This window comes from Niallia sp. Marseille-Q9988 (assembly GCF_976954375.1).
Map to the genome: position 1 here is coordinate 289,982 of NZ_CDRJSZ010000004.1, position 14,942 is coordinate 304,923.

The following is a 14,942-nucleotide window of genomic DNA, read 5'->3' on the forward strand; positions in this document are numbered from 1 at the left end:
GCTATGACTTCATAAGAAAATTAGCACATCATTATGTTTGTGTTTAGCATTAAATAAAAATCAAAAAAGGATGAGGAAAATGAGTAATCAAGTAAAAACAAACATTGAGCAATTAGCAGTAAATACGATTCGTACTTTATCAATTGATGCAATTGAAAAATCAAATTCAGGTCACCCAGGAATGCCAATGGGTGCAGCACCTATGGCATATACACTATGGGCAAAGGAAATGAATCATAATCCAGCTAATCCTAACTGGTTCAACCGTGATCGTTTTGTTTTATCAGCAGGACATGGTTCTATGCTTCTTTATAGCTTGTTACATTTATTTAATTATGGAGTAACAGTTGATGACTTAAAGAACTTCCGTCAATGGGGAAGCAAAACTCCAGGGCATCCAGAATTTGGACATACACCAGGTGTGGAAGCTACTACTGGTCCACTAGGACAAGGTATCGCAATGGCAGTTGGGATGGCAATGGCAGAGAGACATTTAGCAGAAACATATAACAAAGATAATTATCCAGTTGTTGACCATTATACGTATAGCATTTGTGGTGATGGTGATTTAATGGAAGGTGTATCTGCAGAAGCAGCATCTCTTGCAGGGCACTTAAAACTAGGAAGATTAGTAGTATTATATGATTCAAATGATATTTCTTTAGATGGTGATTTACATCTTTCATTCTCAGAAAGTGTTCAAAAACGTTTTGAAGCATATGGATGGGAAGTAATTCGTGTAGAAGATGGCAATGACTTAACAGAAATACAAGCAGCTATTGCACAAGCGAAAAAATCAGATGTACCAACATTAATCGAAGTAAAAACAGTAATTGGTTATGGTTCCCCAAATAAAGGTGGAAAATCTGCGTCACATGGTGCACCACTAGGAGCATCTGAAACACAATTAGCTAAACAAACATATGGTTGGTCTTACGAAGAAGCATTCCATGTTCCAGCAGAAGTTTCTGAGCATTATGCATCATTAGCGCAAGAGGGAGCAGAAAAAGAAAAAGCTTGGAATGAATTATATGAAGGCTATAAAGCAGCATATCCAGAGTTAGCAACACAACTAGATACAGCAATTAAAGGTGAGCTGCCTGCTGATTTACAAGAGAGATTACCTGAATTTAATGCAGGCGATTCTATGGCAACAAGAGATTCTTCTGGCAAAACAATTCAAGCAATCGCAAGTGCTGTACCTTCTTTCTTTGGTGGATCTGCAGACCTTGCTGGTTCAAACAAAACATTAATGACTGCTGAGAAAAACTTTGCAATCGACGGTTATGCTGGCAGAAATATTTGGTTTGGTGTACGTGAATTCGCAATGGGTGCAGCATTAAACGGTTTAGCGCTACATGGTGGAGTAAAAGTATTCGGAGCAACATTCTTCGTATTCTCTGATTATTTACGTCCAGCAATCCGCTTAGCTGCATTAATGAAATTGCCTGTTACTTATGTATTCACACATGACAGTATCGCAGTTGGAGAAGACGGTCCAACACATGAGCCAGTGGAACAACTTGCATCATTACGTGCAATGCCAGGACTTTCTATTATTCGTCCAGCAGATGCAAAAGAAACAGCTGCTGCATGGCAACTTGCTGTAGAAAGCACAGATACACCAACAGCGCTAGTATTAACACGTCAAAACTTGCCAACATTAGATTTAACAAAGGCTGAAGCATACGAAGGCGTGAAAAAAGGTGCTTATACTGTTTCAACTGGTAAAGAAGCAGCACAAGCTTTAATCTTAGCATCTGGCTCAGAAGTTTCCCTTGCAATGAAAGCACAAGCAGCATTAGCAGAAGAAGGAATTTCTGTAAATGTGGTAAGTATGCCAAGCTGGGATCGTTTTGAACAACAATCAGCTGAGTATAAAGAGAGCGTATTACCAGAAAGTGTTCAAGCCCGCGTTGGTATTGAAGCTGGTGCATCTCTAGGATGGAGAGAATACATTGGAGCTAAAGGTGAGCATATCACAATCGATCATTTCGGAGCATCAGCACCAGCGGATAAACTATTCCAAGAGTATGGATTTACAGTAGAAAATGTAGTAGCAAAAGTAAAATCTTCTATTGCTAAAACAAAATAAAGTTAAAATAAGCCAATGACCTTTATATATAGGTTGTTGGCTTTATTTATAGAACATGAAATATAAAGCGCAAATATCTTCAATAGTAGCAAAAAGAGATAATATTTCTTCCACATAGTCTTTCTATTACCATATTAGTAGAATATAATAGATTTATATAATAAAAGATTAAATTCCTTAAAATAAAGGAATGAATAGATGGAAAGCTTATTGTAAGGATGGGGGAAGTTTTATGTGGCAAGATTGGTTGCTCGAGCTTTTAAAAGGATTTGGTAAACTATTTTTGAATCCTGTTTTCTATTTATCGTTTTTATTTGCTGCTTATTTAGGGGTTGCTAGAGTAAAAAAAGAAAGAAGACATTTCACAGTAAGAGCACAGAACGCTTATTTTGAACTGAAACAATTACTGCCAATGGGGATTATCATTGGACTTTGTATATCAGTTTTTTCCATCGGACTTGTCTTAGTAGTTCCAATGGAATTTGTTGTTTTTACAGGGATTATTACAATCGTTTTAGCGTTAATTGGAAAAACGAGAATGTTATCTCCTGTCTACACAGCTGGATTAGGAATAATTGTTAGCAGTGTTTCGCTTTTCCTTGGATGGGATTATTTCTTGTTTTCGAAAAATAATCTGAGTTCATCTGAATATATTTTTCCAACTGCTGTAATTTTATTAGGATTATTGATTATTTCCGAGGGAATATTTGTTCGTAATAATGGAGTGAAAGCAACTTCGCCACGGCTGAAGAAAAGTAGACGAGGGCAAGCAATAGGTGTCCATCTATTAGAGAGGGCTTGGATTTTGCCAGTATTTTTATTTATTCCTTCAGGATTGCTGACGATTCCGTTTGAATGGTGGCCAATGTTTACTGTAGGCAATCAAACATATTCCCTACTCTTGGTTCCATTTTTGATTGGATCAAAAATGGAAGTTCAAGGAGAACATCCGATTATTGCCATAAGAAATGTAGGAAGAAACATTATTATTCTTGGTTCTATTATGGTAGTAGGCGGAGCTGCAGCTTATTTGTATCCACTAGCTTCCATTGCTTTAGTATTAGTAGCAATTATTGGTCGCGAATGGATTACGAGGAAGCAGAAAAGCAAAGAAAAGAATAAATCCTTCTACTTTTCTAGAAAAAATAATGGTGTTGTAATATTAGGAATTGTCCCAGATTCTCCAGCGGATAAAATGGGTCTGAAAATTGGCGAAATGATTTCGAAGGTTAATAGTATTCCTGTTCAAGATAAAAACCAGTTATATAAAGCATTACAAAAAAACTCAGCCCATTGTAAATTAGAAGTGTTCGATGCAAATGGTGAAATTCGTTTTGTGCAAAGGGCCTTATATGAAGGGGATCATCATCAATTAGGACTGCTATTAATTCCTGACGAGAAAGTACATGGAAATGAAGCGGTCTAAAGAATAAACACATAACCAATAAAAAAATCGAGTAATCTATTTCATGATTACTCGATTTTTTATAAAGAATAGAATGATAGTTTACAGTGTACATATGTCAACTACGAGCGATATTTAATCTGTGATGCTATAATCCGTTTATAGATAAGTAAAAGAAAAGAGGGCTAGAATGAAATTAGATGAATTTAAAATAGGACAAAGCTTTAGAACAAAATCCTTTAAAGTTACAAAAGAAGAGTTAATAAAGTTTGCAGGAGAATTTGATCCCCAATATATGCATGTAAATGAAGAGAAAGCAAAGGAAGGGAGATTTAAAGGAATAATTGCTTCTGGTATCCATACTTTAGCTATTTCATTCAAACTATGGGTAGAAGAGGAGAAATATGGGGAGGATGTTATAGCTGGAACAGAAATGAATCATATTAAATTTTTGAAAGCCGTTTTTCCAGGAGATGAACTTTATACGATTGTAAAAGTTCTCGAAAAAAAGCAAAATAGGAGTGCTACTGGAATTCTTACAGTTTTGCTTAGCACGTATAATGATAAAGAGGAAGAAGTGTTTGAAGGGGAATTATCTGTACTCATCAAACAATGAATAAACAGGATTAGTAATTGATTAATGTAGTCTTGCTGTCATTAAGCTGTCTTAAGGAGCTTAATGGCAGTTTCTTTGGTTGAAAGCGCTAACTATAAAAATAAAAGAATTTTTAACAATTTGTGAACTTTTACACAATCTATAAAGTTAATGTTATACTTTGGTAGATAAACGCATCAACGCAATTATCAGATTATGAAATCATTTGGAGGATAAATGATGAAAAAGAAATTTATTGCAACCTTTATTTTTGCTTTTTCTTTCGTACTTATTATTGCAGGCTGTGGGAATGAAAAAACAAATAGCACACAAAAACAAGAAAATGAAGAAAAGGAAGCTGAGGCAGTATCGGGAGCTTCTCAAACAAGCTATACACCGTATGAAGAGCTTAAAGACAGCTATGATATTATCATTGTTGGAGCTGGCGGCGCTGGGATGACTGCTGCATTAGAAGCAAAGGCCAAAGGATTAAATCCCGTTATTTTAGAAAAAATGCCTGTTGCAGGTGGAAATACAACAAAAGCTTCTTCTGGAATGAATGCTTCTGAAACTAAGTTTCAAAAAGAGCAAGGAATTGAAGATAGTAATGATCTTTTTTATGAAGAAACATTAAAGGGTGGACATGAAACAAATGATAAGGAAATGCTACGTTTCTTTGTTGATAACTCAGCTAGTGCGATTGAATGGCTAGATACGATTGGTATTCGTTTGAATAATTTAACGATTACTGGTGGGATGAATGAAAAACGTACCCACCGACCTGAAGATGGATCAGCGGTAGGGCAATATATTGTAGATGGTTTATTGAAAAACGTTCAAGAAAATGGGATACCTCTTTTTGTCAACGCAGATGTGAAGGAAATAACTGAAAAAGATGGAATTGTAAATGGTGTAGACGTACTTTTCAATCAAACAGAGGAAAAAACAATTACAGCAAAAGCGGTGGTTGTCACTACAGGTGGTTTTGGCGCTAATATGGAAATGATAAAAGAAGTAAGAAGTGATCTAGGAGATTATGTAACTACAAACCAAGCTGGTAGCACTGGTGATGGTATTAAAATGATAGAAAAATTAGGAGGAGCGACGGTTGATTTAGAGCAAATTCAAGTCCATCCAACAGTACAACAAGAGGAGTCTTACTTAATTGGTGAAGCAGTTCGTGGTGAAGGAGCTATCTTGGTATCTGTAGAAGGAAAAAGATTCACAAATGAACTTGATACTCGTGATAAAGTAACAGCAGCAATTAATGAACTACCAGAAAAATCAGCATACTTAGTGTTTGATTCTGGCGTAAAATCACGTGCAAAAGCAATTGAACAATATGAGGAAATGGGCTTTGTGCTAGAAGGAGAAACAATAGAAGCGCTTGCTGAGAAAATGAATGTTTCTTCAGATGAACTGCAAGTAACATTAGATACTTGGAATAAAGCTGTTACAAATAAAGAGGATCAAGCTTTTGGAAGAACAACAGGAATTGAAAATGATTTGTCAAAGGCACCTTACTATGCTATTAAAATTGCTCCTGGTATTCATTATACAATGGGTGGAGTAAAAATAAATACAAATACAGAGGTACTTAATGAAGAGGGTCAGACTATTCCAGGATTATTTGCTGCAGGAGAAGTAACCGGTGCTCTACATGGTGAGAATAGAATTGGAGGAAATTCTGTTGCAGAGATTATCATCTTTGGTCGTCAAGCAGGTGTAAAGTCTGCAGATTATGTAAAAGCTCAATAGATTATTTTGAAAAACAATAGAAGTTAAAAAAATTACATTGGTAAGATAAAAGATTCAAATCGTGTATGATTTGAATCTTTTATTTTGGAAAAATCCATTGTTGAAGAATGGAGGACATCGGACAAACGTTTTCCATCATACTTTAATTGCAAAGGGGAGTTGGGGAAAATGAATAAAGAGGATCAGAAACAAATAATTATTGTCGTAATGGACATATCGAAAATGAAGCGATTTGTTATGATGGATATGGGAATAGGCACATTATCTTATTACTTAATTAAAATGATAAATGGAAATATTGTTATCGATCTAATTGGAAGCACGATTATTACAGAGGGTGTAAAGAGAATATATAAAGAGATGAATAGTAGAAGAAAAATAGACTAATACATAGAATTCCATTAACTTGCCTTAAGAAATTTGTAAAAGGGAGGAAAGAAATTATCCCTTTTACGTATAATTAAAAAAGTGCTCTTCATTATTCAGCAAAGATTGAATTTGTATAGAGCTAGATGACTATAGATATAATCTATCCATAAATAAATTGACGAATATTTCGAAATTGGTTAAAATCTTTCCTAAGAGAAACATTTTTAAACGAAGGTATAATTTTTATATATACGAAAAAGTTAAAAATAATACAGAGGAATAAGGGGGATTTAAATGCCCGAAAATTTATTGGTTGCATTTGGTTTGACATTATTAGCGGGGCTGGCTACTGGGATAGGAAGTATGCTTGCATTTTTTACATCGACCACCAATACTAAATTTCTCTCTTGGATGCTAGGTTTCTCTGCCGGTGTGATGATTTATGTATCGATGATTGAAATCTTTGTGAAAGCAAAAGATGCATTAGTTGGATCATTAGGACAGCAAACGGGGAATTGGCTTACTGTAGCAGGGTTCTTTGGTGGAATATTGTTAATTGCTTTAATAGATAAATTTGTTCCTGAACAAGGAAACCCACATGAGTTAAAGAAAGTGGAAGATATTAATAAATCTAATGTAAGGCAGACAGATCACTCTCTTTTGAAAATGGGAAGTTTTACTGCACTGGCAATTGCTATTCACAATTTTCCAGAAGGGATTGCAACCTTTACTGCAGCTCTTCAGGATCCGGGACTTGGTGTAGCAATTACCGTTGCGATAGCGATACATAATATTCCAGAGGGAATCGCAGTTGCAGTCCCTGTTTATTTTGCGACAGGTGATCGAAGAAAAGCATTTAAACTTTCCTTTTTGTCAGGATTAGCAGAACCAGTCGGCGCGATTGTTGCCTTTCTTATTTTAATGCCATTTCTAAATGATGTTATGTTTGGACTAATTTTTGCAGCAGTAGCAGGCATTATGGTTTTTATTTCACTAGATGAATTATTGCCAGCAGCAAAAAAATATGACGAAGGTCACCTATCGATATACGGCTTAATAGCAGGAATGGCTGTGATGGCAGTAAGTCTGTTATTGTTTATTTAAAGCTTGGTTGAATAATATTAAATGAATTACGCTATTCAGTTTTTTAAAAATTATTTCCTTTTTGAAGCAAAAAAACTTTTAACAACGAAGTGGGGGACAGTCCACTCCTACGGGGAATAAAGCAAGCTTTAGCCAAGGAGCTAAGGTTGTCCCCCCACTTTTTCAAGAAATGCCTAGTTCTAAATCACTTCTTCTCCAATAAATTATTTTCCTTCTCCATTTTCTCCACTTCTAATTTCATTTTATTTGTTTCTAATAAAAAATTTTCATGCTTTAATCTTTCAAGCTCCAATTGATCTTTTAGCATAGCATGATTTAATTTTGTCTGCTTCTCTAAATGGGTAGTTATAATACCAGCTAGGGGAATAGAAAATACAGTTAAAACGATAATGACAGTAATCATTTTTTAACTCCTTCTGTTTTTACTAAATAATACGGCTGTATAAAGCAAAAGTTTCAATTATTTAAAGGCCAAAGAGGGCTTCTCTCTATAGATTTGGATTTTTTTTACTGCATAACAATAGACGTTAATGAAATGATATAAAGGTAGTAAAAAAATTTAAGGACGGTGGCTGCTCTATGACGGTAATTTCAGACGTTAAACAAACAATTGCTGGTTTAAAAAGTGCACAAGCAAGTTTAGAAACCTTTGCTTTAGCTACAGATAACCAATCGGCAAAGCAAATATATCAAACTGCTGCACAACAAACACAACAAATAGTTGATTCCTTAAATCCAAGGCTACAAGAGATTCAGAAAGAAGAACCACAATATGCACAACAATAATACATGCTAAAAATATCGAGAAGCCGTTTCTAGGAGAAAATTGACTTCCCTTCTATATACGGCTTCTCTTCTATTGGAGGAAAAGATGACAGTTGCATCTAATGTGAAGCAGACTTTAGCGAGTTTAAAAGGTATTGAATCCCAGCTATCTGCCTTTGCTCTTCATTCCATGGAAGAAGAGGCCCAAAAGGCTTTTCACGAAGCAATGGTATTAGTTGGAGAGATTAAAAATGATATTCAGCTAAGGGTATATCAATTAGAGCGAGAAGAAAAGGAATATAGCTCTTCTTAATGGGATGGTGAAAACATGTTTATCGTAGTTTTGCGTTCTTTGCTTTTTGTCATTGTATTATTTATTACCACAAAACTATTAGGAAAAAAGCATATTTCTCAGTTATCCCTTTTTGAATACATAGCAGGTATTACACTGGGAGATATCGCAGGAGAGGTTATCCTAAACTCCAGTCTTAGTGTTATGCATGGGATACTCGGGATATTCGTCTTTGCAATCATCTCCTATTTAGCAGATGTGATTTCCTTAAAAAGTAAAACATTGCGCAATGTAATAGAAGGCACTGGCACGGTATTGGTGGAAGATGGAAAACTCCTGGAAGGGAATTTGAAGAAAGAGCATTATACGATTGATGATTTTTCTACGCTTTTGCGGCAAAAAGATGTTTTTAGCTTGGCAGAAATTGAATATGCTGTACTTGAGCCAAAGGGAATGCTCAGTGTTTTATTGAAAAAGGAAAATAGACCCATCACTCCCAAAGATCTTAACATGAAAGTGCCAAGTGAAAAGGCGCCTCAAACGATCATAATGGATGGGAATATCGTTTATGATTCTTTAACAAAAGCGGGAAAAACCCCATCTTGGTTGCGTATGGAATTAGAGAAATTAGGTGTAACACAAGATAATGTATTCCTAGGGCAAGTTGATTCTTATGGGGAACTTACCATTGACATTTTTGACGATAAAATCAAGCTGGCAGAAGCACAAGAAAGACCACTATTGCTTGCGACGATAAAAAAAGTACAAGCAGACTTGGAAATGTATTCGCTACAAACAGACAATAAAGAGGCGAAATTAATGTATAGAAAAAATGCGAATAAAATGGAGCAAGTAAAAAATAAAGTGAAAATGTATTTAGGAGATAATATCTAATGAAAAATAGATGAAAGAGAAGGATATATCATCTATTATAGAAGGGAGGATAACGATGACAAAATAATTGTAGGTGAACAGGATGGATAGACAGGCTGAAAAAGCATTAGTAGGAGAAACAGCAGCAATTCAATATGTAAAAGATGGAATGACAGTTGGACTAGGAACAGGATCTACAGCATTTTATGTGATTAAAACGATGGGCGAAATGATTAAGGCAGGGATGAATTTAAAAGGGGTTGCCACGTCAAAAGCTACGGAAAAATTAGCAAGTGAATATGGAATTCAATTAGTTGATATCAATGAAGTGGAAGAATTAGATATTGCCATTGATGGTGCAGATGAAATTGATGCCAATTTCTTTGCTATAAAAGGAGGAGGCGGAGCATTATTACGAGAAAAAATAATTGCGAGTGCTGCCAAAACCTTTATTGTTGTAGCTGATGGGAGCAAGAAAGTCCAAACCTTAGGCCATTTTCCTTTGCCTGTAGAGGTAGTTCCATTTGGGTATAAACAAACAGAGAAAGCTATTCAGAAATTAGGGTGCAAAACAGAGTTGCGGATGAAAGACGAAGAGATTTATCTTACGGATAATGGAAACTATATTATCGATTGTTCTTTTTCTAGTATCCAAAACCCCAAGCAATTACATCAAACACTGAATAATATAGTAGGAGTAGTAGAAAATGGTCTCTTTATTCATATGGTTGATGTATTAATCTCTGTAAATAAGCAGGACGAAATAATTGTTGATATAGCTAAAAATGAATAATGGTGAATATTGAATAATCATATATTAAAGATGAAAATGTATTAAACATTAACTTGCAGTTAGCCCTCGTCTAATAAATGGTTAGGTGGGGGTAACTGCGTGATATCTCGTTGGATTTAACCATGCAGAAAAAATGTCTAATAAAGCTTAGTTTATGAAAGCGTTTCCTTTTTGGCTTTTCAATATACCATGAAAAATACCTCAATGAGAAAGAAGCATTATGTTAGAGAAAATGGCAATCAATAAGGGAGAGATAAAATGTCTTTAAGAGAAGAAGCTTTACATATGCATCAGGTTAAACAAGGGAAATTAGGGATTTATGCAAAGATAGATGTGAAAAATGCCCATGATTTAAGTCTAGCTTATTCTCCAGGAGTTGCCGAACCGTGTAAAGAAATCTTCGAAAATCCTGAATCTGTATATGATTTTACGATGAAAGGGAATATGGTGGGCCTCTTGACAAACGGTAGCTCTGTACTTGGTTTGGGGAATATTGGGGCAGCGGCCTCTCTTCCGGTTATGGAGGGAAAAGCAATTTTATTAAAAAGCTTTGCTGGGGTAGATGCCTTTCCGATTGCTTTAAATACAATAGATAAAGATAAGATAGTGGAAACTGTGAAATTAATGGCTCCTACTTTTGGTGCAATCCACCTAGAAGACATTGCTGCACCTGATTGTTTTCAAATAGAAGAACGATTAAAGCAAGAATTAGATATTCCTGTATTTCATGATGATCAGCATGGAACGGCGATTGTAGCATTAGCTGGTCTTATTAATGCACTGAAGCTTGTAAATAAAGAAATGAAGGATTTAAAAATTGTTATAAATGGGGCTGGTGCTTCGGGGATAGCCATTGCGAAACTTCTCTTTTCTTCTGGTGTAACCAATATGATTTTATGTGACACAAAAGGGACGATTTATGCAGGAAGATCTGTTGGAATGAACCAAGCAAAAGAATCTGTGGCAACCTTTACAAATGGAGAAAATGAAAAAGGGTCTTTGCGTGATGCTATTAAAGGAGCGGACGTATTTATTGGAGTTTCTGTCGCAGGTACCTTAACAAAAGAGATGGTACGAACGATGAATCAGGACGCAATTATTTTTGCGCTGGCAAATCCAGTGCCAGAAATAAGTCCTGCTGAAGCGAAAGAAGCAGGTGCTAGGATAATCGGAACAGGAAGATCTGATTTTCCGAACCAAGTAAATAATGTATTGGCATTCCCAGGTGTTTTTCGTGGTGCTTTAGATGTCCGAGCAACGGCTATTAATGAAGCGATGAAAAAAGCTGCTGCTGAAGCAATTGCAGAATTAATTGCGGAATCAGAGTTGGATGAAGAGTATGTTATTCCAAGTCCTTTTGATGCAAGAGTAGCTCCCGCTGTTGCGGCGGCTGTTGCGAGAACAGCAATGGAAACAAATGTAGCGAGAATTCAGGTCAATCCAGAACAAGTGAGAATGAAAACGATGAATCTGACAAAGCTAAGAGATGAATAAAGGAAATGAGAAAAGCGGCCGTTTGTCAAAATAAGACTGGCTGCTTTTCTCATTAAAGTGTATGTGTTTCGGTTACTTCTTCTGTAGGGAGAATGGAAGCACTCGTGCTTTGTTTATTTGTTTTTACCCTAAAAAGAAGATTTAACAGGATAGCAGCTATACTTCCAGTAATAATTCCATCACTGACAATGATACGTAGTCCAGAAGGAAGTTGATCAAATAAAGTAGGAACAGCAGTTGCTCCTAAGCCGATGGAAATAGAGCATGCTATAATCAATAAGTTAGCTTGATTTGTAAAATCTACTTTACTAAGCATTCTGATTCCAGAAGCTACAACCATCCCAAACATAACAACCGTTGCTCCGCCTAATATAGGTGTTGGGATTATGGTAGCGAATGCTGCAACTTTCGGAATGAGTCCTAGGAAGACTAAAATTCCTCCGGCAGCGACAACAACATTGACGGTTTTCACTTTAGAAAGCTGTACAAGACCAACGTTTTGTGCGAAGGTGTTATACGGAAATGCATTGAATAATCCACCTAAAGTAATGGCCACTCCTTCTGCTCGATATCCTCTTGTCAAATCTTTTTCACTTAAAGGAGTTTCCGTAATCTTGCTTAGTGCAAAGAAAACGCCAGTTGATTCAATGACGATAACCAAACCAACAATTAACATTGTAAGGATCGGACCTATCTCAAAGCTAGGAGTTCCGAAATAAAATAGTTCAGGGAAATGGAACCAACTCGCCTCTTTTACTGGGGAAAGATTCACTTTTCCAAGAAAAGCAGCAACAACAGTACCGACGATAATTCCCATTAGAACAGACAATGATTGCATAAATCCTTTTGTGAAACGATTTAACAAGAGAATAAATAATAATACCCCGAATGAAAGAATCAGATTTTCAATGGAACCAAAATCTTCACTAGTTGCTCCTCCGCCCATATTTTTAATGCCTGATGGAATGAGTGATAAACCGATTATTGTGACCACTGTTCCTATCACGACAGGAGGGAAAAGTTTCGTTATTTTACTGAAAAAAGGAGCGCAAATAATCATGAAAAGTCCTGTTATGATGATAGCTCCATAAATAGCAGTCACTCCGTAATTTGTTCCTATGGAAATCATCGGCGTTACAGCAACAAAGGAGCTACCGAGAACAACGGGTAATCCAATTCCTAAATATTTATTTTTCCAAGCTTGAAGCAAGGTGGCAATTCCGCATGTTAATAAATCAATTGCAACAAGATAAGCGAGTTGTTCGGTTGTTAAATTTAATGCTCTTCCAACTAATAACGGTACGAGGATAGCACCTGCATACATGGCAAGCACATGCTGAAGTCCTAAAGAAAAAATTTTTAAACCCTTTTCTTTGTTTTGAGCCATTCATTACACTCCTTTTTCTTATAATGTTAATAAAGTTAACACTTGTTGTTATGCTAATTAACATCATAATGAGCAAGAAGAAAGAAGTCATTGGTTATATTGTACAAAATATTTAGAAAATATAGATTATATATCTAAGTAGACTCCACTATATTTGAATTTGCTTTTTTCCTTCATTCGTTTTTAATATCGACTTTATCCGGAATGCAAATCGAAGATGAAAGGTTGTTTCTGGATCTTTCAGACTTTTTCCTAAGAGTTCTTCACATTTCTCTAAACGATAGATTACAGTGTTACGATGAACATAAAGGCGTTTTGCCGTTTCAGAAATTTGGCAATGCGTTTCTAAGTATACCGATAAAGTATTTAGTAATATCTGTTCCTCTTCCTGCTGCTGATTGGTTGTAAATGATTGAAAGATATATTCGTAAAATTCCTGAAGATCCTTCGTTGGAATAATTCGTAATATCTCAAAGACATCCTTTGGCCGGTGAATCTGGATAAAGGGGATATTGCCAGATAGCTGTCCAATATGTAAGGCACTAAGTGCTTCTTTATAGGCATTAGGTAAATTTAATAGACGCTGAAAAACATTGCTAATACCAAATGAGATAGACCGTTTAAAGGTATTTCCAATATACTCTTGAATATTTTGCAAATAAGGAAGAATCGAATGGTCTAAATCATAAGATGAATGGGCGACTTCCATAATAATAATACAGTGATCATCTTTAATAAAAAGCTGGGAGTTAAATGGTGCTTTTTTTATTTCCGTTTCCAAATATTCATATATATAATCCACCTCAACTGAATGCTGTGTAAAGGAGATATATTGATCACTGTTATCCATTTTGCCAATAATTGCAATCGAAGCATGTTCACTTTTTAAAGAAAATTCTTTTGCCCGACTTTCAATTTCCTCCGCAAAGGTAAATTTGCCTTCCACAAACTGAGCAAAGAAATCATTTCGTGCCCTTCGTGAATATTGCTTTACTGTATTTTCTCTCATTAGCTCAAAAGATAAAACGTTGGTAGCTTGTTCAATGGTAAGCAGTAAACTCTTGTCTTCAATCGATATTTCTCCAAGCACAACTAAAAATGCTGGCTTCCTCATATGAGTATAAATTGGAAAAATAGTAAAAACTTCTTCTGTATTTCTGCTCGAAAAACAAGAATAGGGCGAGCTTGCTAATAAAAATTCATATCCTTTTGCATGAAGGGAGCTGAAGTAGTTTTCAATCGAATTTCTAGTATGAGAAGAGGTATGCATTTGAAAATGTGCATCAAGTAAAACAATTCGCTTGTTAATCATTTGCGATAGGTCGTCTACAAGCCTTTTTATCCCTTTTCCTTTCAAAATATGCTGTGTGAATTTTCGATGGGTTTCAAAGGCATTGGTTAGCTCTGCTGTTCTCTGACTCAGCATATAATTTAAAGAGCCATTAACAATTTCACCAAGTGATGTTTCTAATGGAATTTCTAAAAGTGGAAAGCCTTTTTCATTTGCAAATTGAATTGCTTCTTGTGGAATCTGTCCTAAAAATCTTTTTGCTTTAATTCCTAGTGCAGTACAATCTTTTTCCTGCATACTTTTTATTAAGGAAAGCAAAACATCAGGCTTATCTTTAAGATGGTAGGCTGTTGTAACTAATAAATCGTTAGGATATAAATATTCAACAATATCTGGCGCATCCATCATCGTAATATTCTTAATTTCTTTATTTAAACCAGTATGACCTGCAATAACTTCCACAGCATTGAAAACAGGTTTTTGTAGTATTTCTGCTAGTTTCATTTTATCTCCTCCTAAAAGAACGCTATATTACAAGTCTTCTCCGCATTTCGGATTTAGTTATTTTATACAAAGTATTTAGATAATTCTAACACTTTATCTAATGTATTGCCAGCGAGTGCTTATTAAAATAATGGTTACATAAATAATAGTGCGTAGTTTTAATGGGCATTTTATGCTAGAAAAAGTTATGGGGAAATAACAAAATGAAGAGCCTTGT

14 protein-coding genes are annotated in these 14,942 nt (G+C 35.5%); 11 read left to right on the plus strand and 3 right to left on the minus strand.

Annotation, left to right across the window (positions count from 1 at the left end):
• Window positions 1–79 precede the first annotated feature (79 nt).
• The 6 genes from tkt to zupT all read left to right on the plus strand — a co-directional run bounded on the left by tkt (window position 80) and on the right by zupT (window position 7,326).
• Window positions 80–2,095, plus strand: a complete 2,016-nt coding sequence (tkt, locus tag ACWNMZ_RS08370; protein ID WP_109769264.1) for a transketolase — start codon at window positions 80–82, stop codon at window positions 2,093–2,095.
• 232 nt (window positions 2,096–2,327) lie between these two features.
• Window positions 2,328–3,521: a PDZ domain-containing protein gene (locus ACWNMZ_RS08375; protein WP_441993249.1), complete on the plus strand. Its 1,194-nt coding sequence runs from the start codon at window positions 2,328–2,330 to the stop codon at window positions 3,519–3,521.
• Window positions 3,522–3,690: 169 nt separating this feature from the next.
• Window positions 3,691–4,116 (plus strand): MaoC family dehydratase, encoded by a 426-nt coding sequence (locus tag ACWNMZ_RS08380; RefSeq protein WP_449598577.1) that lies wholly within the window; start codon window positions 3,691–3,693, stop codon window positions 4,114–4,116.
• Window positions 4,117–4,335: 219 nt separating this feature from the next.
• The gene (locus tag ACWNMZ_RS08385; RefSeq protein ID WP_031538545.1) at window positions 4,336–5,853 is read left to right on the plus strand and encodes a flavocytochrome c; all 1,518 of its coding nucleotides are present in this window, start codon (window positions 4,336–4,338) and stop codon (window positions 5,851–5,853) included.
• A gap of 168 nt (window positions 5,854–6,021) precedes the next feature.
• Window positions 6,022–6,240 (plus strand): hypothetical protein, encoded by a 219-nt coding sequence (locus ACWNMZ_RS08390; protein ID WP_031538544.1) that lies wholly within the window; start codon window positions 6,022–6,024, stop codon window positions 6,238–6,240.
• 276 nt (window positions 6,241–6,516) lie between these two features.
• On the plus strand, window positions 6,517–7,326 hold the full coding sequence (gene zupT, locus ACWNMZ_RS08395) for a zinc transporter ZupT (RefSeq protein ID WP_031538542.1): 810 nt from the start codon (window positions 6,517–6,519) through the stop codon (window positions 7,324–7,326).
• Window positions 7,327–7,510: 184 nt separating this feature from the next.
• Here the strand turns inward: zupT and ACWNMZ_RS08400 are convergent, their stop codons facing one another.
• Window positions 7,511–7,729 carry a hypothetical protein gene (locus ACWNMZ_RS08400; protein WP_031538540.1) on the minus strand — a complete coding sequence of 73 codons (219 nt, stop codon included), beginning with the start codon at window positions 7,727–7,729 and terminating at the stop codon, window positions 7,511–7,513.
• 176 nt (window positions 7,730–7,905) lie between these two features.
• On the opposite strand from ACWNMZ_RS08400, the gene ACWNMZ_RS08405 reads away from it, so the two are divergent.
• The 5 genes from ACWNMZ_RS08405 to ACWNMZ_RS08425 all read left to right on the plus strand — a co-directional run bounded on the left by ACWNMZ_RS08405 (window position 7,906) and on the right by ACWNMZ_RS08425 (window position 11,543).
• On the plus strand, window positions 7,906–8,112 hold the full coding sequence (locus ACWNMZ_RS08405; RefSeq protein ID WP_031538538.1) for a DUF1657 domain-containing protein: 207 nt from the start codon (window positions 7,906–7,908) through the stop codon (window positions 8,110–8,112).
• Window positions 8,113–8,197: 85 nt separating this feature from the next.
• Window positions 8,198–8,404, plus strand: a complete 207-nt coding sequence (locus ACWNMZ_RS08410) for a DUF1657 domain-containing protein (protein ID WP_031538536.1) — start codon at window positions 8,198–8,200, stop codon at window positions 8,402–8,404.
• Window positions 8,405–8,419: 15 nt separating this feature from the next.
• A complete protein-coding gene (locus ACWNMZ_RS08415; RefSeq protein WP_031538534.1) occupies window positions 8,420–9,277 on the plus strand; it encodes a DUF421 domain-containing protein in 858 nt (285 codons plus the stop codon).
• 82 nt (window positions 9,278–9,359) lie between these two features.
• Window positions 9,360–10,049, plus strand: coding sequence for a ribose-5-phosphate isomerase RpiA (rpiA, locus tag ACWNMZ_RS08420; protein WP_031538533.1), 690 nt, complete (start codon window positions 9,360–9,362; stop codon window positions 10,047–10,049).
• 258 nt (window positions 10,050–10,307) lie between these two features.
• Window positions 10,308–11,543, plus strand: a complete 1,236-nt coding sequence (locus ACWNMZ_RS08425) for an NAD(P)-dependent malic enzyme (protein WP_031538531.1) — start codon at window positions 10,308–10,310, stop codon at window positions 11,541–11,543.
• Between the two features lie 52 nt (window positions 11,544–11,595).
• Here the strand turns inward: ACWNMZ_RS08425 and ACWNMZ_RS08430 are convergent, their stop codons facing one another.
• Entirely contained in the window at window positions 11,596–12,930 is a 1,335-nt protein-coding gene (locus ACWNMZ_RS08430; RefSeq protein ID WP_031538529.1) for a nucleobase:cation symporter-2 family protein, read from the minus strand.
• Between the two features lie 148 nt (window positions 12,931–13,078).
• The gene (locus ACWNMZ_RS08435; protein WP_235251803.1) at window positions 13,079–14,725 is read right to left on the minus strand and encodes a PucR family transcriptional regulator; all 1,647 of its coding nucleotides are present in this window, start codon (window positions 14,723–14,725) and stop codon (window positions 13,079–13,081) included.
• Window positions 14,726–14,942: the final 217 nt, after the last annotated feature.

What these genes read in the sequence shown, in the direction of transcription:
- ACWNMZ_RS08415 (WP_031538534.1), top strand. Translation starts at nt 8,420, where the DNA reads ATGTTTATCGTAGTTTTGCGTTCTTTGCTTTTTGTCATTGTATTATTT.
- rpiA (WP_031538533.1), top strand. Translation starts at nt 9,360, where the DNA reads ATGGATAGACAGGCTGAAAAAGCATTAGTAGGAGAAACAGCAGCAATT.
- ACWNMZ_RS08430 (WP_031538529.1), bottom strand. Translation starts at nt 12,930, where the DNA reads ATGGCTCAAAACAAAGAAAAGGGTTTAAAAATTTTTTCTTTAGGACTT.
- ACWNMZ_RS08405 (WP_031538538.1), top strand. Translation starts at nt 7,906, where the DNA reads ATGACGGTAATTTCAGACGTTAAACAAACAATTGCTGGTTTAAAAAGT.
- ACWNMZ_RS08375 (WP_441993249.1), top strand. Translation starts at nt 2,328, where the DNA reads ATGTGGCAAGATTGGTTGCTCGAGCTTTTAAAAGGATTTGGTAAACTA.
- tkt (WP_109769264.1), top strand. Translation starts at nt 80, where the DNA reads ATGAGTAATCAAGTAAAAACAAACATTGAGCAATTAGCAGTAAATACG.
- ACWNMZ_RS08390 (WP_031538544.1), top strand. Translation starts at nt 6,022, where the DNA reads ATGAATAAAGAGGATCAGAAACAAATAATTATTGTCGTAATGGACATA.
- ACWNMZ_RS08410 (WP_031538536.1), top strand. Translation starts at nt 8,198, where the DNA reads ATGACAGTTGCATCTAATGTGAAGCAGACTTTAGCGAGTTTAAAAGGT.
- zupT (WP_031538542.1), top strand. Translation starts at nt 6,517, where the DNA reads ATGCCCGAAAATTTATTGGTTGCATTTGGTTTGACATTATTAGCGGGG.
- ACWNMZ_RS08385 (WP_031538545.1), top strand. Translation starts at nt 4,336, where the DNA reads ATGAAAAAGAAATTTATTGCAACCTTTATTTTTGCTTTTTCTTTCGTA.
- ACWNMZ_RS08425 (WP_031538531.1), top strand. Translation starts at nt 10,308, where the DNA reads ATGTCTTTAAGAGAAGAAGCTTTACATATGCATCAGGTTAAACAAGGG.
- ACWNMZ_RS08380 (WP_449598577.1), top strand. Translation starts at nt 3,691, where the DNA reads ATGAAATTAGATGAATTTAAAATAGGACAAAGCTTTAGAACAAAATCC.
- ACWNMZ_RS08400 (WP_031538540.1), bottom strand. Translation starts at nt 7,729, where the DNA reads ATGATTACTGTCATTATCGTTTTAACTGTATTTTCTATTCCCCTAGCT.
- ACWNMZ_RS08435 (WP_235251803.1), bottom strand. Translation starts at nt 14,725, where the DNA reads ATGAAACTAGCAGAAATACTACAAAAACCTGTTTTCAATGCTGTGGAA.